Source organism: Streptomyces sp. AgN23 (assembly GCF_001598115.1).
GTDB classification, from domain to species: Bacteria; Actinomycetota; Actinomycetes; order Streptomycetales; family Streptomycetaceae; genus Streptomyces; species Streptomyces antimycoticus.
Window position 1 is genome coordinate 2,457,052 of record NZ_CP007153.1, and the last position, 19,300, is coordinate 2,476,351.

The following is a 19,300-nucleotide window of genomic DNA, read 5'->3' on the forward strand; positions in this document are numbered from 1 at the left end:
CTGGCCCACAACGCCGCCCCCGGCACCCTGTACGCGATCTTCCAGCTCCTCACCGCGCTGCTGCTGCTCTCGGCCGCGTCCTCCTCCTTCCAGGTCGGGCCCGGCCTGCTGAAAGCACTGGCCCGCCACCACGGCCATGGCGGCACCGATGCCGGAATCCTGCCCGCCGTGTGGGGACGTACCAACTGCACCACGCCCCGTACTGGGGCGTGCTGCTCTTCCTGGCCGTCTCCGCGGTCGTGATCATCACGGCCGGCGGTGACGACCAGCGGCTGGTCCTGTTGCGCGAACGCCGCTTCGGACACGCGGCGGTCAACCTCGTGGGCGCGGTCGCCGTCGCCTTCGTGCGGGTGGTCAACCTCTCCCGGGGCGAGCCGATCGCCTCCCTGGTCGCCGCGGTCGCGATCGCCGCGGTCCTGCACCGGATGTGGGTCAAGGCCGGACGCCCGCGCGGCATCCGCGACGTCACGGCCGAGGCCGAAGCCGGCCACTGAGCCCGAGACGGGGGCGATCAGCGGGCAGCAGGCGGCGCCGAAGAAGAAGGCCGCGAAGAAGACGAGTGCGGGCCGGAAGAAGGCGGCCTCGAAGAAGAGGCCAGCGTCGTAACCGACCGCGGGCAGGGGGCGCAGCCGGGGCCGCGTCGCCTTCGCGCGGCGGGCTTTCGAGCGATACGGCGCTTACCGCTCTGCGGCCCGACGGGGGCGGCCTGCTACTGGTCGGGGTGGACCGCCGCTGATCAGCGCGAGCTGACGACGGCCCGCCAACCCGCCCGCGTCCTGATCACCCGCATCCAGCACACCGGTCGAAATCCGGCGCCCAACCGCCGTGCCGAAGCTGCTCGCCAACGCTCGACCATCACGGCCTCGGTCCCGCCCAACAGGCCACAGAACTCGAACTGGGCGGCCTGGCCGACCTCTTCACCATCGACGAGTGGGGTGGGCTAGGGAGCGGTTCGGCTTGCCTTGAGGGTCTCGATGCCCGCCCGGTCCGTGTCCTCCGGCGCCGCGTTGAGGCGGTGGATCAGCACCCAGCGGCCGTCGTCCATCGCTCCGGCGAAGAGTGATGCGTGGCGTGTCGCTCCGTTGTGCCAGCGCAAGGGGCCAGACGTCTGCCAGCTCGGAGCGGGATCCCCCAGTCGGCGCTCCACCAGGATCCGTACCACCAGGTCGGCTGCCGCACGGGGAGTGGCCCACAGGCCGCCCGCCGGCAGGATCGCGCCGTCCATCGTCCAGGGCTTGCGGGGCCGGCCGAGGAGCCCGGGGATCGGCAGACTTCGGCCGGGTTCGGGGTTCGCGGTTACTTCCGTGAGGTCGAGCGGCCGCAGGACATACTCGGTTACCAGTTCCTCGTACGTCGTCCCGGAGGCTGCGGTCAGGGCCGCGCCGAGCACGGCGTAGCCAAGGTTGGAGTACTCCTCTTGCTGGCCGGGGGGTCGCGTGGCAAGGGTGTCGAGCCGGGGCAGCAGGCAGTCCAGCGCGGGGCGGTCGAACGCAGCGTACGGGTCCCGGCGGGAGAGGCGACCTGGTGGCAGGCGGGGGAGGCCGGAGGTGTGCCGGGCCAGGTGCAGGAGTGTGATCCCGGTCGTGGGGGCGGCGGGAAGCCATCGTTCGACGGGGTCGTCGAGCGCCAGCACCTCGGACGCGGCCATGCTGGTCAGCGCTGTGCCGGTGACGACCTTGGTGAGCGAGGCGATCTGGACGAAGCGGTCGACGGCGTGACCGTCGCTGAGGGCCGGCGGAGCGGTGTCGCTGAACACGCAGGTCGGTATCAGGCGCACGCCGGTCCTCACCTGCCGCGCGGCGGCACCGCGCATGCGGGCGTGCCGCCGGGTAGACGATGGCGGTTGCGGGACACCCAGCGGTAGACCACGCGGGCGCAGGCGCGGATGCCGGGGAGACGGATCACGGCCGCGAGCGTGCGGTAGGTACGCGACGGCGAGGAGCCCACGTAGCGGGCCAGCGCGTCCGACCCGCCCGCGAGGACCGTACCGCCGCGCAGTAGCAGGACCTCACGGTCCAGGCGCTCGAGGTGCAGCGCCGTCGCCTCGGCGGGCAGGAACTGCCACGGCACCGCTTCCATTGTCGGTGCGGTGAGGGCCCGGATACGGTCGACGGACGTCTGACAGAAGCCGCAGTCCCCGTCGTAGGCGAGGACGGCTGGTGACTGTGGTGTCGAGGGCGGTGGCTTGACGCCGTGGCGGGTCACGGGTTCTCCGTCCAGTGCTGCAACAAGGACTCTCGTTCGACCGGGCGCGGGGCATGCGGTCTGGGGGAATTCATCAGCCAGTCCGTGAGCATAGCCGGGGACGCCTTTCCCTGCGGCGGCCTGACCAAACCGGCGATGAGCAGTGGGCACTGATCGAGCCGGTGATTACGGCGTGGAAGGCGGCGCGTCCCTCGGCGACCGGGAACGTGACCCGGTATTCGATGGTGCGGTCGTGAACGCGATCACTATCAGAACCGCGTCGGCTGCTCGTGGAGTCTGCTGCCCGATGATCTGCTGCCGGACTGGACCGTGACGTACTCCTTCCACCGCTGGCGCGATGACGGGCTGGATGCGGAGATCTGCGAGTTGCTGCGCACCCGGGTGCGGGAGCGCGCGGGGCGCACCGAGGATCCGAGTCTGGTCGTGCTCGACGCGCAGTCGGTGCACGCGGCCAGTCAGGAGTTGGTAGTCGATCTCTCATGGTGGTGGTCGGTGCGGTGCTGCTGCCGGTAACGGCCAGCTGAGATCCCGTACTCGCGTTTGAAAGCGTTGGCGAAGGCATAGGCGGAGCCGTAGCCGCTGCGCTGCGCCACGGTGGACAGCGGGACGTCGGTCGTCTGGAGCAGGCGTGCCGCCATGGTGAGCCGCCACCACGTCAGATAGGTGAGCGGTGGCTGCCCCACCATGGCGGTGAACCTGCGGGCGAAGGCGGCACGGGACAGGCCCGCGTGCGCGCCTAGCGACTCCACGGTCCAGGGATCGGCGGGGCGTTCGTGCACGGCACGGAGTGATCGCGCAATCACCTCGTCGTCGAGGGCGACGCACCAGCCGGTGGCCTGCGGTCCCGCACGTTCGATCAGGCAGGCCCGGATCAGGTGCACGAGGAGCACTTCGAGCAGCGCCGGCAGCACCAAGTCCCTGCCGTGCATCTGTTCGCCAAGTTCGCTGAGCAACAGGTCGATCGACGCCTGGAGACCCGGGTAGCGATCTGGCCGCGCCGGAAGACTCACCAGATCGGCGAGGTCCTGGAACAGCGGGTGCGGGCGGGCCCGCTCAAGCCGGTAGGCGCCGGACAAGAACTGGGCAGTGCTGTCGGTGGCGTTCACGAGCGTGTGCGCAATTCCGTGCGGGAGCAGAACGGCGTCGCCCGGTTGCAAGGTGATGACCGCTTCGTCCGGTGCCGTTACCCGGATGCGTCCCGTGGTGCCCACGTAGAACCGGGCACCCGCGAAGGTCTGGACCTCCTTCTCCCACGACGGGTCCGCCGCCTCCAGCGACAGGGAGGGGTGCCCCGCTCGCATGGTGCCGATCGCGTCGCTGAGCACGTCCATGGCCGAATCTTCCCTTACTGAGTCAGGCGTCCGAGAACGGCGCCCATCGCTTGATCGAGACGGCCCCGTTCGACCGCACGACTTCGGCGGCACCCGCTCCGCCCAGGTGCGCCGGCACGACCAGGCTGTTCGTCGCGGCTGCCCGCTCCAGGACGCGACGCCGGGACTGGGTGGCCTCGGTTTGGTCCTCGCTCAGGCAGGTGTCGTGATCGGGTTCGACCATCTGCAGTGGGGTGTGGACGAGGTCGCCGACGAATACTGCTCGGTCGATGCCGGACTCCAGCCACAGCACCGTCGAACCGGGCGTGTGACCGGGGGCCAGTTCCAGGACCAGGTCCTCGTCGATGCGGTGACTGTCGCCCTCCCACAGCACCGCCTGACCGGCCTGATGGACGGGCAGAACGCTGTCGTTGAACGTGACCCCGGTGTCCGAGGCGGACTGGAACGGAGACTTCGGGACGTGGCCGTTGGCGGGGTTCCAGAAGTCGAAGTCGGCCCGGCTGATCAGATATCGCGCGTTGGGGAACGTCGGCACCCACTCGCCGTCAACCAGCCGGGTGTTCCACCCCACGTGGTCGTTGTGTAGGTGGGTGTTGACGACGAGATCCACGTCCTCCGGCCGCACCCCGGCCGTCGCCAGTCGGTCGAGGAAATCGCCGTCGCGCTTGTTGAACACCCCGACTTCGCGTTGCTTGTCATTGCCGAGGCCGGTATCGACCAGAATGGTACGGCCCGCGCTTCGCAGCACCCAGGTCTGCACGTTTGCCTGCCACGCACCCGTCTTGGAGTTCAGGAAGTCGGGCGCCAGCCAGGATTCGTGCTGGCGCCACAGTTCGCCGGGCACGGACGGGAACAGGACATCGGTGGTGGCGAAAGCACCCTGCCACTCGACCACCCGCGAGACCTCGACATCACCGAGAATGATTTTCTTCACCACGTCACCGTAGGAAGGGATGGTGAGACGCGAAATGCTCCGACGTCTCTCTTTGTTAAGGTAGCGTCTCGCGGGAGTCCCCGTACGTCCCCGGCCGCCGCGTGTGACCAGCCTGCTGGTGCGTTGGTTGCGGCCGCGTCATCCGGATCGGCCGCGAGGCGTTACGGTGCCTGCTCGCTCGCCGCGGCATCACCTTCCAGCGCACCGAGACCTGGCAGGAGTCCCCGGACCCCGAGCGCGACGCCAAGCTCGACCGCGTCGAGCACGTCCTGGACCGCTTCCCGGACCGCCTCTTCGCGTTCGACGAGTTCGGCCCGCTCGGCATCCGCCCCACCGCCGGCTCGTCCTGGGCCCGTGCCGGTCACTCCGAACGGCACCCTGCCACCTACCACCGCCCCCTTGGTGTGCGGCCGCTGGGCGAAGAACAACCGCGTCGAGCTGTGCTTCACCCCGACCTATGCGTCCTGGGCCAACCCGGTCGAGGCCCACTTCGGGCCGCTGCGGCAGTTCACGATCCTCAACTCCCACCACCGCAACCACACTGCCCAGACCCGGGCCCTGCACGCCTACCTCCGCTGGCGCAACCAGAACGCCCGCCACCCCGACATCCTCGCCGCCCAACGAAGGGAACGCGCCCGCATCCGAGGGTTGCTGCACTTGGGATAGCGTCTCCGGCTATCGCGAGCCCAACTACCGACAAGGACAGCCTCCTGGTGCACAACCCGTCGACGGCGAGTGCGGCCTGGATCTCGCCTCGCGCGGTTGTGCACCGCGCTTGTGCCTGTGGGCGAGGCGCGATCACACACGGCGGCGTCGGGTTTCCGGGATTGTGCCCGGGCTGTCAATCACCTCGGTGAGGCGGTCCAGGCGCCCGTACAGAGCGCGGACCAGCCGGGCGCGGTCCTGAACACAGCGCCCGGTGCCCTGCAGCGCTCGGGACAGGCGGCGGCGGGAGTCCTCGAGGACGTCCTCAGCGAGCACCCGGGCCGGATGGTCTGCGGGCAGCTGGTCGGCGGTGCGGCAGACGTCGCCGGCCACCGCGCGGGCGGCGACGGTCAGCTGCAGCGCGATCTGCTGGTACTCACCCTCGTGCAGCCCCGGGTCACCATCCCACCCGAGGACGGCGTCGACCAGGCGCTGATAGGTCTCCCGATCGAGGGGAAGTTCTGCCTCGAAATGGCCCTGGGGGTCGTGCAGGACCCTGTGGGTGCTGGTCATCGGGCCTCGCTGCTGGTGCTCCGGGGGGCGCCGCGGCCGCCCGGGGAGGCGGGGGTGTCCCTGGCGGGCGCGGGCGAGCGGGCCGGGAAGGGTGGCTGTGGCCCGTGGCGGCGTTCGTGTGTGCGCGTCAGGTCCCGCTTGTCCCGGGCTGTGGCGTCGGCTTCCACGCTACGGAGCCGGTGGATCGGGTCTCAATGAAGTTGCGGATTGTTGCGCGGGTTTACTCCAGGGCGTCGATCGCGGCCCGGATGAGCGTGCGGGCGGCGTCGCCGTGGACGGCCATGCGGGACAGGCCGGTGAAGGCGCCGGCGTAGTCGGCGAGCTCGCGGGGCTGGCGGATGCTGATGCCCGCGGTGAGGGTCTCGACGACGGCATGGTGGTCGTCGTAGAGGTAGAACGCCTCCAGCGGCCATACGTTGCGCTGGGCGCCGAGCGGGATGATCCCCAGGGAGACCGAGGGCAGCGGCATCACGGTGAGCAGGTGTGCGAGCTGGCCGGCCATGGTCTCGGCGGGCCCGATCCGGGTGCGCAGGACCCACTCCTCGATCAGGACGACGAACCGGTGGTCGCCTTCGTACAGGAAGCGGCTGCGGGCCAGGCGGGCGGCCACGGCCTCGGGGATGTCGTCGGGGGTGCCCTGGAAGTCGGTGATGGAGCGCATCAGGGCCTCGGCGTAGTCGGCGGTCTGGAAGAAGCCGGGGATGACGTTGGAGGTGTAGGCGCGGCAGAGGCGGGCGGCGGCATTGCGGGCGAGGACGTCCTGCTGGGCGCGGCGCATCCCGTCGCGGTGCTGGCGGCGCCATTCCAGGTACATCGAGTCGACCGCGCGGGCGGTGGCGATGAGGTCCGCGGTCTGGTCCTGGGCGGAGCAGGCGGTGCACCAGGCGCGGATGTCGGCTTCGGACGGTGCGGCCTTGGCACGCAGGATGCGGGAGGTCTTGGCCGGGTGCCAGCCGCACCGGGCGGACAGCTCACGCCCGGTGATCCCGGCGTCCCGCACCAGATGGGCCAGGCGAACGGCGAGAGCTTCGCGGGCGGCCTGGGCGCTGGACGAGGGGGATGCGGGCATGGGCTGTCCGTTTGCTTTTCAGACGGTGTACTTCTCGTGCGGGACGGCCCGCTGCCACACCGCCTCGAACGCGGCGGCACACAGGGCGACGACGTCCGCGTCCTCGGTGTGTTCCTTGCCGGCCCAGTCCCCTTTCCCGGTGAAGTGGTGGAACTGCACGAGCCGTCCGTCCAGGAGCCAGAAGTCGTTGCCGGGCAGAGCGAGGTCGCTCGCGCGCCGCCGGGGCAGCCAGCGTACGTCCTCCCCGGCCTGCAGGTTCAGCACGGTGATGGCGTGCTCGTAGCGGATGTAGTCGGTGACCGGCTCGGAGACGATCCGCGCCCGTCGCATCACCACGCCGCGGGCGACGGCGTCGGTCACCAGCGGGAGCCACTGGGGCCAGAACGACGTGGCCGGGTCGGTGTTGGCCACTCCGGTGTCCAGGAAGGCGGCGTAGTCCTCGGCCTCGTCACCGACCGCGTACTGGTCACGCATCTCCAGGTGGACGGCACTGTGCCGGGTAGCGGCGAGTAAGTCAGCGAACGTCGTTGCCTTCAGCGACATCACACGCCTCCCTCAAGATCGGCACCATCCGGGCCGGGATCCGGATCACCCGCTCGTGAGCGGGGATCCCCGTCGCGTGCCCGGGCACCCACTGAGTGCTGCCGATCAGCTCCTTCAAGAGCGCCTCGGCCTCCTCGCCCTGCAGGATCAGGTCGGCGCTCCCCTCCTCCACCCACACCGTCGGCGAACCCTCGCCTCCGGTATTCGGGTCCATCCCGACAAACCGTAACGTCATAACTGCTCCTCTTGTCGAGCCCGTTGCGCTCAGTTGCGCCACGACCGTCCCGCGCCCACCAGGAGCGGTCAATGCCGCCTCGAGCCGGGGTCCGGCACCCACGGCCCGGGCGTGAAGAACACCGGTATCGGATGACACGGGGGCTCGCCGATGCCCGCCCCGACCTGCTGCGCGGTGAACCCGCCGTCCGCGTCACCTGACGCGGCTGCCTCGAGGTCGAAGCTGCTCCTCAGCCATTCAGGTGAGGTGACAGGCCGCGTCCGCGTGCGAGCCCGGGCGGTGCGGTACGTAGAGCGGCATGGCCACTCACCCCGATCCCCCGCCGAACGCGGAGACCGTGAGCCGCGAATCCCTGGCGAACCGCAAGGGCTACAACGACCGCTTCCTGGGCCCGACGGTGCCGCTGCCTCTGCCTGCCGATTCGGGCGTCCTCTGACTGCCGATTCGGGCGTCGAAACGGTGATCCTCCCGTACACCAACTTCAGCGTCGTCTTCCGCCCGGACCGGCGGCTGGCCGCGGCAACAGCCGTCACGATCGACGGCGCGAACCTCATCGATGTGCCACGCAACGACGACTGGCGTTTCGACCCCCGCCTTCCCGAAGCCCAGCAGGCCGGCCACCCCGTCTGCGAAGACAACCCCCTGGACAAAGGCCACCTGGTCCGCAGACTCGACCCGGTATGGGGCGCGGAAGCGTCCACGGCGAACAGCGACACGTTCCACTACACGAACGCCGCTCCGCAGATGGACATCTTCAACCAGGGCAAGAAGCTCTGGCAGGGGCTGGAGAACTTCCTGCTCGACCATGCGGAAGACTTCGACCGCAAGCTGACGGCCTTCACCGGGCCGGTGCTCGAGGATTCCGATCCGCCCTACCGGGGCGTCCAGGTACCGCTCCGGTTCTGGAAAGTCGCCGCGTTCATGCACGACGGGGACCTGGCGGCCACCGCCTACGTGCTGGACCAGAGCCCCGACCTGACCAAGGACGCCGCCGCCCAAGCCATGGCCGAAGCCGCGCGAGCAGGCGACCCTCCCCCGCTCGGCGCCTTCCGCACCTTCCAGGTACCTGTGGCCGACATCGCCAACCTCACCGGTCTGGACCTGGGGCCCCCTGCCAGCCGCCGACCGGCTCCCCGCCGGAGTGCGGGCAGCACGGCGCTGGACCCTCCTGGAGTCCTACGACGACATCACCATGCCCACCTCGCAGAAGGGCACATGAGGCCGCGGCCGAGCTATGGACGCCGCCGTTGGCGGACGCGCAGGTCTTGACGAGGACCCGGGAGCGGTCCCGGCGTTGCCCCGACAGGCGTAACACAACGTGATCGTATTCATACATTGCGTTCGTGCAGTGGCCCCATGTGGCGTCTTCCGCAAGACGGTACCCTCGCCGTCCTCAAGCTCCCAGCCACCCTGCTGCTGATCACCCTCGCACTGATGGGCATCGGCACGCTCCTGTCGGCGGGCGGCCTGACCGTGCTGACCGTGCACCCCACGCGGACGGTCACCCCGAACCCCACCGACACGGACACCACGTCCAGCCCGCCGACTTCACCGCCCACCACACCGCCGACCTCACCCGCCACATCCCCACCCACCTCCCCGCCGTCCGCGCCCGCCACACCCGGCCCCGCGTCGGGCCCACTGGCCCAGGACACACAGCAGGTGATGGTCAACTCGGCAGCACTGCTCACCACCTGGATCGGGCTGATCAGCCAGGTACTCGCGCTGCTGACAGCGATGATCGGCCTGGCCACCGCAGGCCGCCGCCCGGCCACCGCCGAGCCCACCGACAGCGATGGACCCGAGTCGCCAAGGGACAGACGACCCCGCCACCGGTGACCGCCGTGATGTCACGCCACTCGCAGGGTTGCTAGGCAGCGAATAGCCGCTCTTCAGGATCAGGCAGCGGGTCCGACCACGGCACGGGCGCGGCCGTGGCCTGCTCGGTCCGCGCCGCCTACTGCTCGCGCAGCTGCTCCAACGACGTCGCCAGGAGGTACTGGGCGATGCGGTGTCGGCGGCCTTCGCCGCAGTCCGCCCCGGCTCGGACCGAGCTGAGGGCGTGGGGCGGCTGGGGAAGAATGTTGGCAGCGATCACGAGGGGGTGTTGTGCGGTTGACGATCGACACTGAGATGGACACCTACGAGCAGGCGATTGCCACTGTGCAGGCTGCCTACGGGCTGCGTCCCGTCGCCCCTGCCGACTGGCCGGAAGCACCAGCCGTCGACCCGCGTCCCGACCCGCACCCGCCGCTACCTGCGCAGACGAGAAATCCGGCACGTCATCCCGGAGAAAGCCGACCAGGCCGCCAACCGGGCCCGGCGCGGCAGCGCCGGCGGTCGGCCGCCTGGTTTCGACAAGGACCGCTACAAGAAGCGCAACACCGTCGAACGGGCGATCAACAAGCTGAAGGCTTTCCGCGCGGTTGCGACCAGGTTCGACAAGCGCGGCTATGTCTACCTCGGCACCGTCACCGCAGCCGCACTCGTCATCTGGCTCCGCTCATGATCGCCAGGACACTCCCTAGGAGGCCCTAGATGAGTAGCTCCGTTGTCCGAGCTGTTGCGCCGGTTTGATGTCGAATGCGCGCGTGGTCCGGATCAGCGTCGTGCCCTGGGGTGCTGCTGGAGGCCGACGTAGGGTCACTGATCCATGTCGAGTGCTGGCGTCCAGGCGTCCGTCAGCAGATGGAGGAGCTGTACATCCCGCCAAGCTGGCGGATCTCCTCCAGCGGGTATGGGGTCTGCCTGCTCTGGCGCTGGAACTTGCGGTTGAAGTCGGACATCACTGCGGCGATCGGCGCGTGTCGGGCGAGGATCGCCGCGGCCACCTCTGGGACTCCTGCGGGGCGCTTGCCCTCTGCGTAGGCGCGCACCAGCGCGTAGCGGCCCTCCCGGTCCTCCCTCTGGTATCCGTACAGAGCGGTGACCAGCCAGTTCACCAGATACGTGGCGGTGTAACAGCGGTCGTAGGCCTGATGCCGGTCGAAGAAATCGGCCTCGTCCTGCGACATCTCGAACACGGAGGAAATGGCGAGGCCGTAGTCCGCGAAGTAGAGGCGCTGGCCGTCGGTCAGGATGTTCTCGAAGTGCGCGTCGAAGTGCAGGAGCCCGCGGCTGTTCATGAACGAGGTGCCGGCTGCCAGGTCCCTCTCCACCATGGCGCAGGCCCGGTTGGAGGTCTCGTCTCCTGCTTCGACCTGGGTGCCCAGCCACTGATGCAAGTTCTCCGGGATGTACTCCAGGAACAGCGCGACGCTCGCCGAGGACTGCTGGAGAGCCTCGATCCGGCGGCGCACCTGCGATCCGCCGCCCCAGTAGGCGACGGCCCGTTCGATGTCGGCCAGTTCTTCGGGCAGGGGCGTCGAGTCCGGCAGCACCCGCCAGTGGTACATCAGGGGGAAGCCCTCGTATTCCGCCGCGAGAACCCAGTTCGTTGTCATGGTGTGCACGGCGAGCTCTCGCCAAGCCCCGAAGCCCGGCCCGCCGATGGTGCCGATGCCGTACTGGCAGAAGACGAGCAGCTCGAACAGATTCGCCGTGGACCGGACGTGCTCAGGTTGCCTCTCCGGATCGGTTAGGGGCACCCGCTTCACGAAGACCGGGGTTCCAGCGACCTCCAGCAGGGCCGATTTCCCGCCGATGCCGGATCCGATCGGCACGGCCGTGTCCACGAGCTCGCGCAGGGCGCGATCACTGCACATGGCCAGGGACGTGGAGACGGCGCTATGGGCGGTCAGACGCGCACCGCGCGACATGTCAGGGCACTTCGCTGCGGCCTCCACCTTGGTACGACCTCGATTCTGCAATGGCTCTTCATGAGTCGCCTCCACCGCCGACCACCGATGGCCCGATGGGGACCGTACCCAACCCGCCCGCTATGGACGCCTGTTCACACCCTGGGGCCACTACGGCGCATAGCCATGAAGCGTTCGTGACGCAACACGCCCAGGACGCATAGCCAGCTTCGAGCCGGTGGGCGCCAGCTCCTGGGATACGGGGAGATGGCCCACGGCAAGGAGAAGTTCTCGTGCTGGGCCAACGATGCCCGAACCCACTCTCACGTGACCCGTCTCACACACTTCGCCCCCACATGGATGTCACATTTCGCTGACCCGATCGCACTACCGAGTATCAGGCTGATCGCAGCAGCGCTCGACAACGAGCGCGTGGAGAAGGGTCGTTGTGGATGGACACGGCGATGGCAGCCACTCTGATAGCAGGACTCGCCACCGGCACGGGGCGTCTGCTGATCGTGTGGCTGCGCGAGCGTGCGGCAGTGCAGCGGATGCGGGTGAGCGAGCAAGGGCTGTGCAACCGCGTCCTAGGGCTGCCGGCAGGCAGCCGGTTCCGCGAGCGTCGTGCGGACCGGAGGGAAATCGTGATCGAGGTCGGTCCCCGACCGGAGGGAGGGGGCACTCATGAGTGAGACCCACGCCCCCAGCGCGGCCCTGGCGCCGACGGCCCTCCCCTTCCCCCGGCAGCGGCCGTTCCCGCAGGACAGCACCGCACGGGCGGCCTTCGCGGACTACTACCGGCAGGACTTCCTCAGCCTGACACGGTTTGTCATGCGGCTGGGAGCGACAGCGTACGAGGCTGCGGACGCTGCCCAGTCCGCTTTCGTCCTCGCCTACGAGCAATGGGAATCGCTGAGAAATCCACGGGCGTGGGTGCGCACGGTGGCCAAACGGCGGTTACACGTGCTCCGGTCCGGGACCGCGCGGGAACAGCCGGCCGATCAGCTGCCGGATCTGCCCGGAGGTCGGTGTCCGGTGGCGGCTGTGGAACTGGGTGAGGAAGAGGCTCGCGTGTATGAGGCGCTGAGCTGGCTGCCGCCGCGGCAGCGGGAGGTGATGGCGTGGACGCTGGACGGGTACCGGCCGCAGGAGATCGCCCAGATCATGGGCATCGCACCGGAGGCGGCCCGGAAGAATCTGGAGCGTGGCAGGACATTGCTGAAGCAGGCGCTGCTGAAGCCTGCGGGCAGGAGCGGACAGTGAGCGACCTCGACCAGGCCCTGCCCGGTCAGCAGACCGACGACGAGGATGCCCAGCTCGATGCCCTGCTGGCGGCGGCCGACGCCGCTGTTCTGGGCAGACTGGCCGAGGCGGTCGACATCGACGCCGGCCGGGCCGCGGTCTTCGCGCCATCGGTCACCGCCGAGGAGGTTCCTTCCAGCGGTGAGGGAGACGCGTCCGGGCTGGAGTGGATGCTGCCGTTCGGTAAGGACTCCCTCCTGCAGTGGCTGGCGATCTCCGGGCCCGGCTACCTGCCCCGGCAACTCGACAAATCCACCTCCACCATCCGCACCATGACCGTCGTGGGCAGGGCCCTTCTCCCTCATTCCATGCGCGCCTACTGGGGGCTGGCCAGCGACTTCCTCACCGCCAGCAACGACCACCTGATGCGGCTGAAGGCCGGACTCGCCCACCGCGAACTCACCCGGGAAGCGGCCCTCGCCGCCCACCACGCCGCCCACACAGGCCTCGGTCAGTTCCTCGGCACGCTGCGCCAAGCCGCACAGGCACCGAACGATCCGCAGACCGGCCGTGTCATCGAACGGCTGATCAGCACGGGAGAAATGGTGCTCACCCTGCTGGAGTGGGCACGTCAGAGCATCGAACAACTCTTCTCCGACACCGACCGCAGCCTCCGCTGCCCCACCGGATAAACCACATCCCATCTGGTACGGCTGGCGCCCCGAGGGGGACGCCAGCCGTACAGCCCGCATGGGTACAGCAGTGCACACGGAGTGCCGCGGACAGCACCGGACGGCTTCGGCCGCGAGGGACCTCGCGGCCGAAGCCGTCCGACTCATAGGCCCTCGCCCCCGCACAGGTCGCTCATACGAGTGGCGTGCATGCCGCTGGCGAACCGGACTGGCGCCAGCGGTGTCGCGTCAGGCATGGACAGTATCGACGAGGTGCACGTGTCCGAGCCCGGCTTGGTGGTCCTGGACATCACGGCCCGGGATGAGGAAACCGCGGCGGCGGTGATGTCCAGGCTGGATGAGCTGTGGGCGACATCCGGCGTCCAGCCGGTGCGGCGGGTCGCGGGTGAGCCGGGAGTACGGGCCCTGCGCTTGCCGAGAATGTCATCCGCCCTGGTCGGACGCCTGCACCCGGGCTGGGGGTGGTCGGCCTCGTCGCTCTGGTCGGCGCTCCCAGCTCATCCACCTCAGCCTCGCCGAGATCCGGCGCCTGATCGCCCGACTCACAAACCGCCACCCCACCCCGGTCGGCCACATCCTGCACTGGTCGACATGGCGCCGCCGACGCCAGCACCAGGCCCCTGTCAGTCACTACAACGACGCGGACGCAGCCCCTGAGCTGGTCAGCAGTCACGGCAAACACCGTTGCAGTACTAAGGCCCCGTGCGGCACGGCCCGCACTCGTGACGCGCATGGACCTCCTGCGGCGGGAAGGCGGAGAGGTCGGCTCGACCAACGACGTGATGGGTCCGCCGGCCATCGCTATCCGTCGCCGGCCGCTCGACGTGCAGTACGGCCGCGCCGTGGTCATCCACTGCTGGATGACCACGGTCCACTGATCCGATGCCTGCCGGACTCGGACGGATGACCGAATCAGGCCCGATGGGTTCGGTCGCCCGCACGGACCAGCCGACAACGATTCACGCGAGACTGAACCCGTGTGGCTCAGGGCCGCGACGACGCGGCGACGATGAGGAGACGGGCATTGACCGACGAACGGGTGACATGGCGCGACCGGGCGTTCCCTGACCGCGATGTGCCGCTCACAGAGGTCGGCGCGCAGGGCTGGCACCTTCTCGACGGCGACTTCCACCTACCGGTCGTGGCCCTGCGGGAAACAGCCATCGAGCGCAACCTCGCGCTGATGCGGGACTACTGCACACGCCACGACGTACTGATTGCGCCACACGCGAAGACCACGATGAGTCCGGCGCTCGTCCAGCGCCAGCTCGCCACTGGCGCCTGGGGCATCACGGTCGCCAACGTCCAGCAGGCGAAGGTGTTCATCACCGCAGGGGTGCGACGGGTCCTGGTAGCCAATCCCGTCGTCGGTCCGGCCGACCTCGCTTACCTCGCCGCCCTGAGGCGGGCCGACCCGGACCTCGAGGTACTGCTGCTGGTCGACTCCGTCGAGGCGGTCGCCCTCCTGGTCGACCGCGTGAGCCCCGACGCGGCCGACCTCCGGCCCCAGCCCGTGCTGGTCGAGCTCGGCTACGCCGGCGGCCGCGGCGGCGTGCGGTCAACAGACGACGCCCTGCGAATCGCGCAGGCGGTTCGCGACGCCGACGGGGTGGAACTCGTCGGGATCGAGGGCTTCGAGGGCCTGGTACCTGGCGCCGACCTCGTCGAGCGCCGCGATCGCGCTGCCGACTTCCTCGACTGGTCCGCGACAGTCGTCCGCGAGTTGATCGACCGCCGGCTGCTGCCTGGGAGCGGTGCCGTCGTGTCGTTCGGCGGCAGCTCGTACTTCGACCTAGTCGTCGCACGGTTCCGGGAGCTCTGGAGCGGCGATCGGGTCGAGGTGATGCTGCGCAGCGGCTGCTATCTGACGCACGACCACGGTCTTTATGCGCGCACGTCGCCGTTTGTTGAGCACGACCCGGCGCCGCTGCCGGCGCTTGAGGTGTGGGCCGAGGTGCTGTCACGCCCAGAGCCGGCACTCGCGATCCTGGGCGCCGGTCGCCGCGACGTCTCCACCGACGCCGACCTCCCGCTGCCCGTCGCGGTCCGGCGCGACGGGCACACCCGGCCTGTCGACGACCTGCGGGTCACTGCCGTCAACGACCAGCACGCGATGGTGGCCGTCTCGGAGGACGCCTCGCTCGAGGTCGGCGATCTCGTGTGCCTCGGCGTCTCCCACCCCTGCACGACGTTCGACAAGTGGCGGCTGGTCCCGGTCGTCACCGACACGTACGAGGTGATCGATGCCGTCCGCACCTACTTCTGATTCGGTCCCGTCCGCTGCACTGGGCCAGCCTTCCGGGGTCCCGGCCGTGGACCTCCATGAGTTCCTCGCCGACCTGGAGCGGCTCGTCCAGGTCGAGTCACCCTCGACGGACCGCGGCGCGGTGGCCCGTTCGGCCCGGGTCGTGGCCGACGTCGTGGAGCGGCGGCTGGGTCGGCGCCCCGAGATCGTGCGGGTCGACGGGGTCGACCACGTTGTACTGCGAGGCTGCGACAGCCAGGTCCTGCTGCTCGGCCACCACGACACTGTCTGGCCGATCGGCACCCTGGCGGATCTGCCGTTCTCCGTCGAGGACGGGGTCGTCCGCGGGCCGGGGTGCTTCGACATGCTCGTCGGTGTCGTACAGGTCGTCCACGCGCTGGCGCTGCTCCGTGCCAGACACGGTGACACGGTGCTCGACCGGGTCACCGTGCTCGTGACGGGCGACGAGGAGATCGGATCGACCACGTCACGCGGCCTGATCGAGACCGAGGCTTCCGGCTGTAGAGCCGCCTTGGTACTCGAGGCCGCCGGTCCGGGCGGTGCGCTGAAGACCCAGCGCAAAGGCGTGTCGCTCTACGAGCTCGAGGTGCTCGGCCGGGCGGCGCACAGCGGCCTGGAACCCGAGCGCGGCGTCAACGCGACACTCGGTGTGGCGGAGCTCGTCCTTGCGCTGGCCGACCTGGCTGATCCCGCTGTCGGCACCACCGTTACGCCCACGCTCATGGCGTCCGGTACGGCGGCCAACACCGTGCCCGCCCGGGCGACGGTCGCGGTCGACGTCAGAGCCCGCACGGTCGCCGAGCAGGAGCGAGTCGATACTGCGGTCCGAGCACTGAGCGTCGGTGTCGCCGAGGCGATCGTCGTGGTGCACGGCGGCATCAACCGCCCGCCTCTCGAAGCGGCGGCGTCGGGCGACCTGTTCGCGCGGGCGGCCCGGCTGGCCGCAGACCTCGGCCAGCCGCCGCTCACGAGCATGGCGGTTGGCGGGGCCTCCGACGGTAACTTTACGGCTGGTGCTGGCGTCCCGACGCTCGACGGACTCGGGGCGGTGGGAGGTGGCGCACACGCCCGCGACGAGCATGCCGAGGTCGCGTGGATCACGCCGCGCGCCGAGCTGTTGGCTGCGCTGGTTCTCGACCTGGTCAGCGACGGTTCGTGATCGCTTGTCGTGCGCGTTCGCTGCTCAGCGCGAGCTCGTAGAGCACCGTGATGAGCCCCAACACGTCCTCCGCGCTCTCGAGGACCGCCGCGACCGTGCGGTCGGCCGTACGGGTGCAGCCAGGGATACAGGCGCTGAGCTCTGCGGCCACGGGCGAAGGCATGTCGACCTCGAGCCTCAAGGGAGTGCCCGCGGCAGGGCGCGGCAACGAGGCGGCGCCCGCGACGGCATGGGCGGCACCCTCGCGCACGAGGCCGAGCGCGACGCTCGGCGCGACCGTGTCGGTCGCCGAGAAGCCGTGAGCCTCCTTGACCGTCACGACCGTCGCTCCTGCGAACACGTCGGACGCGATCGCGCCGATAACGTCGTCGCCTGTCACGAGACCGACGGGCACGCCGAGCGAGGCCGCGTAGAGCCCGTTGACCTCGGCCTCGGAGACCCGGGCGCCGTCGATCCGCACCTCGCCGAAGTAGGCCGAGAACGTGTGGGCCAGGACCCCCGGAGCGCCGGCCGGCGCGTGATACCCCACGAACAGGGCGACGGCGCAGTCGTCGGTCAGGCCCTCCGCCATGCACTGCGCCTTTGGGGCGCCGAACACGAGCCGGGCACGTGGGTCGAGCCGGTTGTGCAGCAGGTTGTCCATCGTGCCGTGCGAGTCGTTGACCACCACGCTGGTCGCGCCGCCCTCGAAGGCGCCCGCTATCGCTGCATTGGCCTCCTGAGTCATGAGCTCCTGGGCGCGGGGATACCCGGAGCCGCCGCGGACGATCTGGTCGAGGGTCGCGATGCCCGCGACGCCCTCCATGTCGACCGAGATGTACACCTTCACCGCTGGCTCCTGTGCTCGTCGTGCTGGGCCCCGCCATTCTGCTCTCGTGAGAGGGTTGTCTGATAGTGCGATCGACCGAAATCGACTCCTCCCGGCTGTACTGTCGACCCGTGCCCATCCCTGTCTTCACGACGCCTCTGGGACGACTGACCGAGCGCCTGGGGTCGACCCTGCTGACGCTCGAGGCCGGCAAGCACCAAGCCACGCGCACCGTGTCAACAGTCGTGCTGTACGACCCGCTGGACCCCCCGGATATCACGCGGGACGCGATCGTGCTCGCCGTGGCGGTCGCCACAGACCGCGACCTTGCCGACCTCGTGCAGGCGGCGGGTGACGCCGGCGCCGCGGCGCTCATCGTCCGCGAGCCGCTGACCGTGGGGCGCGAGGTGGCCGAGGTCGCCGAAGAGGGGAACGTCTCGGTCTTCAGCCTCGTCCGGGGGGCGTCGTGGGTGCAGGTCGCGACGCTGCTGAGCGGCGCGCTCAACCTGGGTCCGGAGGGTCCAGAGTACGGCGGCGACTCCGCCAGGGACCTGTTCACGTTGGCCGACTCCCTGTCGACGCTGCTCGGGGCTCCCGTGACGATCGAGGACCGGTCGTCGCGCGTCGTCGCGTTCTCGGCCGACCAGGTCGGTACCGATGAACCGCGCCGCCTCACGATCCTGGGTCTGCAGGTTCCCGAGATGTACAGCGCTTACCAGCGCACGCAGGGCGTCTTCCCGGTCATCTACGGGTCCGAGCGGCCGATCTTCCTGGCTGAGCCTGCGCCCGGCACGATGCCGCGGGTCGCGATGCGGATCCAGGCCGGCGACGAGGTGCTCGGCTCGATCTGGGCCGTGACGCCCGAGCCGTTCGACGCCGAGCGCGAGCAGGTCATGGTCGAGGCCGCCCAGCTCGTGGCCCTCGCGATACTGCGGGCGCGGGTCAGCGCCGACGCCGCCCAGCGAGTGGCCGAGTCGCTTGGGTCGCAGCTCCTTGATGGAGGCTCGGAGGCATTTGAGGCCGCCCAACGACTCGGGTTCGAGACCTCGCCCGCATGCGTCCTCGTGTTGGGTCCCCTGGTGGACGACGACGAGATCCGCACGGTTTCGGACACCCAGCGCGCCGCCGCGGCCCTGCGGATGCACCTGCGGTCGGTGTATCCGCGGGCGGTTGCGGTGCCGATCGGCGGACTCGTGCACGCGGTCGTCCCGCTCCGAGCCGCCGACGAGCGCACGCTCACGGCAGTGCAGCAGCATGCGACCGAGTTCGTCGGGCGGCTCGACACCTGGACCGAATTCTGCGCCGGGATCGGCGGGGTCGTCGCCGACGTGCGTGACCTGTCGGCCTCGCGCCGCGACGCCGAGGCCACATTGCGGGTCCTGCGCGCCCGGCCGCACGAGGAGCGACGGGTCGCCCGCTCCGCCGAGGTGCAGGTCGAGGCCCTGATGCTGAGGATCGGCGACTCCCTCGCCGCCGACGGCATCGAGCTCGGCGGACCGCTCGTGGCGCTGCGCGCGTACGACGCGGTCCACGAGACCGAGCTCGTCGCGACCCTGCGCGCCTGGCTTGAGCACTTCGGCAACGTGACCGCTGCGGCGCGCGAGGTCCACGTTCACAAGAACACGTTCCGGTATCGCCTGGAGCGGGTCGAGGCGATCGCCGACGTCGACCTCGGTGACCCCGACACGCGCTTCGGTCTGCTGCTGCAGTTGCGTCTGGACGCGTGTTCGCGACCGGCCTGAGCCTGTCGCGCCACACTCGCCACCGGTGGTTCGTGCGCTCGTCCAGGAGTCCAGGTCAGGGATTGGACGAACGTCCGATGAGTGGCGCGGATCGACGATCGAGGATGTGACCCGATCCA

At 69.7% G+C, this 19,300-nt stretch carries 23 protein-coding genes and 3 pseudogenes; 15 read left to right on the top strand and 11 right to left on the bottom strand.

The annotated features are described in order from the left end of the window. Positions 1–170: 170 nt before the first annotated feature. Both AS97_RS10655 and AS97_RS47200 read left to right on the top strand, forming a co-directional pair. Positions 171–494: a hypothetical protein gene (locus AS97_RS10655; RefSeq protein ID WP_210564783.1), complete on the top strand. Its 324-nt coding sequence runs from the start codon at positions 171–173 to the stop codon at positions 492–494. Positions 495–728: 234 nt separating this feature from the next. Then, positions 729–944: pseudogene (locus AS97_RS47200) on the top strand (mobilization protein); the annotation flags it as partial. Here the strand turns inward: AS97_RS47200 and AS97_RS10660 are convergent. Beyond that, positions 941–1,777, bottom strand: coding sequence for a serine hydrolase domain-containing protein (locus AS97_RS10660; RefSeq protein ID WP_210564784.1), 837 nt, complete (start codon positions 1,775–1,777; stop codon positions 941–943). The pseudogene AS97_RS47200 and the gene AS97_RS10660 overlap by 4 nt on opposite strands. A gap of 8 nt (positions 1,778–1,785) precedes the next feature. Further along, positions 1,786–2,205, bottom strand: a complete 420-nt coding sequence (locus AS97_RS10665; RefSeq protein ID WP_086706588.1) for a DUF393 domain-containing protein — start codon at positions 2,203–2,205, stop codon at positions 1,786–1,788. Positions 2,206–2,514: 309 nt separating this feature from the next. On the opposite strand from AS97_RS10665, the gene AS97_RS10670 reads away from it, so the two are divergent. Continuing rightward, on the top strand, positions 2,515–2,718 hold the full coding sequence (locus AS97_RS10670) for a hypothetical protein (RefSeq protein WP_210564785.1): 204 nt from the start codon (positions 2,515–2,517) through the stop codon (positions 2,716–2,718). On the opposite strand, the gene AS97_RS10675 is transcribed toward AS97_RS10670, so the two are convergent. Beyond that, positions 2,661–3,536, bottom strand: coding sequence for an AraC family transcriptional regulator (locus AS97_RS10675; protein ID WP_210564786.1), 876 nt, complete (start codon positions 3,534–3,536; stop codon positions 2,661–2,663). The two genes, AS97_RS10670 and AS97_RS10675, sit on opposite strands and share 58 nt — an antisense overlap. Positions 3,537–3,558: 22 nt before the next feature. Further along, positions 3,559–4,470, bottom strand: coding sequence for an MBL fold metallo-hydrolase (locus tag AS97_RS10680; protein ID WP_210564787.1), 912 nt, complete (start codon positions 4,468–4,470; stop codon positions 3,559–3,561). 131 nt (positions 4,471–4,601) lie between these two features. Here AS97_RS10680 and AS97_RS10685 point away from each other — a divergent pair. Next, positions 4,602–5,136, top strand: a pseudogene (locus AS97_RS10685) (IS630 family transposase); the annotation flags it as partial. A gap of 132 nt (positions 5,137–5,268) precedes the next feature. Here the strand turns inward: AS97_RS10685 and AS97_RS10690 are convergent. From AS97_RS10690 to AS97_RS10705, 4 genes are all read right to left on the bottom strand, one after another. After that, a complete protein-coding gene (locus tag AS97_RS10690) occupies positions 5,269–5,688 on the bottom strand; it encodes a hypothetical protein (protein WP_059148656.1) in 420 nt (139 codons plus the stop codon). 220 nt (positions 5,689–5,908) lie between these two features. Beyond that, positions 5,909–6,757, bottom strand: coding sequence for a helix-turn-helix transcriptional regulator (locus tag AS97_RS10695; RefSeq protein WP_210564788.1), 849 nt, complete (start codon positions 6,755–6,757; stop codon positions 5,909–5,911). Positions 6,758–6,775: 18 nt separating this feature from the next. Further along, positions 6,776–7,300: a DUF6879 family protein gene (locus AS97_RS10700; protein ID WP_210564789.1), complete on the bottom strand. Its 525-nt coding sequence runs from the start codon at positions 7,298–7,300 to the stop codon at positions 6,776–6,778. Continuing rightward, positions 7,272–7,535 carry a hypothetical protein gene (locus tag AS97_RS10705; protein WP_210564790.1) on the bottom strand — a complete coding sequence of 88 codons (264 nt, stop codon included), beginning with the start codon at positions 7,533–7,535 and terminating at the stop codon, positions 7,272–7,274. The genes AS97_RS10700 and AS97_RS10705 overlap by 29 nt, the downstream gene beginning before the upstream one ends. A 298-nt stretch (positions 7,536–7,833) precedes the next feature. Here AS97_RS10705 and AS97_RS47205 point away from each other — a divergent pair, with 298 nt between their 5' ends. From AS97_RS47205 to AS97_RS10715, 3 genes are all read left to right on the top strand, one after another. Beyond that, a complete protein-coding gene (locus AS97_RS47205) occupies positions 7,834–7,971 on the top strand; it encodes a hypothetical protein (RefSeq protein WP_236670107.1) in 138 nt (45 codons plus the stop codon). Positions 7,972–7,994: 23 nt separating this feature from the next. Further along, a complete protein-coding gene (locus AS97_RS10710) occupies positions 7,995–8,804 on the top strand; it encodes a DNA/RNA non-specific endonuclease (protein ID WP_247204318.1) in 810 nt (269 codons plus the stop codon). An 87-nt stretch (positions 8,805–8,891) separates the two neighbouring features. Further along, positions 8,892–9,374: a hypothetical protein gene (locus AS97_RS10715; RefSeq protein WP_210564791.1), complete on the top strand. Its 483-nt coding sequence runs from the start codon at positions 8,892–8,894 to the stop codon at positions 9,372–9,374. A 118-nt stretch (positions 9,375–9,492) separates the two neighbouring features. Here the strand turns inward: AS97_RS10715 and AS97_RS10720 are convergent, their stop codons facing one another. Next, complete coding sequence (locus tag AS97_RS10720) at positions 9,493–9,633, bottom strand: hypothetical protein (RefSeq protein ID WP_185930454.1); 141 nt, start codon at positions 9,631–9,633, stop codon at positions 9,493–9,495. A gap of 150 nt (positions 9,634–9,783) precedes the next feature. Here AS97_RS10720 and AS97_RS10725 point away from each other — a divergent pair. Further along, positions 9,784–10,044: pseudogene (locus tag AS97_RS10725) on the top strand (IS5/IS1182 family transposase); the annotation flags it as partial. Positions 10,045–10,216: 172 nt separating this feature from the next. On the opposite strand, the gene AS97_RS10730 reads toward AS97_RS10725, so the two are convergent. Further along, positions 10,217–11,293, bottom strand: coding sequence for a serine/threonine-protein kinase (locus AS97_RS10730; protein ID WP_210564792.1), 1,077 nt, complete (start codon positions 11,291–11,293; stop codon positions 10,217–10,219). A gap of 663 nt (positions 11,294–11,956) precedes the next feature. On the opposite strand from AS97_RS10730, the gene AS97_RS10735 reads away from it, so the two are divergent. From AS97_RS10735 to AS97_RS10755, 6 genes are all read left to right on the top strand, one after another. Continuing rightward, a complete protein-coding gene (locus AS97_RS10735) occupies positions 11,957–12,535 on the top strand; it encodes a sigma-70 family RNA polymerase sigma factor (protein ID WP_063805000.1) in 579 nt (192 codons plus the stop codon). Continuing rightward, positions 12,532–13,206: a hypothetical protein gene (locus tag AS97_RS10740; protein WP_059148158.1), complete on the top strand. Its 675-nt coding sequence runs from the start codon at positions 12,532–12,534 to the stop codon at positions 13,204–13,206. The genes AS97_RS10735 and AS97_RS10740 overlap by 4 nt, the downstream gene beginning before the upstream one ends. Positions 13,207–13,440: 234 nt before the next feature. Then, positions 13,441–13,863 (top strand): DUF6207 family protein, encoded by a 423-nt coding sequence (locus AS97_RS47210; protein ID WP_247204794.1) that lies wholly within the window; start codon positions 13,441–13,443, stop codon positions 13,861–13,863. A 65-nt stretch (positions 13,864–13,928) separates the two neighbouring features. After that, complete coding sequence (locus tag AS97_RS10745; protein WP_210564793.1) at positions 13,929–14,084, top strand: hypothetical protein; 156 nt, start codon at positions 13,929–13,931, stop codon at positions 14,082–14,084. A 146-nt stretch (positions 14,085–14,230) separates the two neighbouring features. Beyond that, the gene (locus AS97_RS10750) at positions 14,231–15,472 is read left to right on the top strand and encodes an alanine racemase (RefSeq protein ID WP_210564794.1); all 1,242 of its coding nucleotides are present in this window, start codon (positions 14,231–14,233) and stop codon (positions 15,470–15,472) included. A 46-nt stretch (positions 15,473–15,518) separates the two neighbouring features. Further along, positions 15,519–16,631 carry a M20/M25/M40 family metallo-hydrolase gene (locus tag AS97_RS10755; RefSeq protein ID WP_247204319.1) on the top strand — a complete coding sequence of 371 codons (1,113 nt, stop codon included), beginning with the start codon at positions 15,519–15,521 and terminating at the stop codon, positions 16,629–16,631. Here AS97_RS10755 and AS97_RS10760 read toward each other — a convergent pair. Then, positions 16,615–17,460: a M55 family metallopeptidase gene (locus tag AS97_RS10760; RefSeq protein WP_059148161.1), complete on the bottom strand. Its 846-nt coding sequence runs from the start codon at positions 17,458–17,460 to the stop codon at positions 16,615–16,617. The genes AS97_RS10755 and AS97_RS10760 overlap by 17 nt on opposite strands. A 110-nt stretch (positions 17,461–17,570) precedes the next feature. Between AS97_RS10760 and AS97_RS10765 the strand changes: the two genes are divergently transcribed. Continuing rightward, positions 17,571–19,181 (top strand): PucR family transcriptional regulator, encoded by a 1,611-nt coding sequence (locus AS97_RS10765; protein WP_079059808.1) that lies wholly within the window; start codon positions 17,571–17,573, stop codon positions 19,179–19,181. Positions 19,182–19,300: the final 119 nt, after the last annotated feature.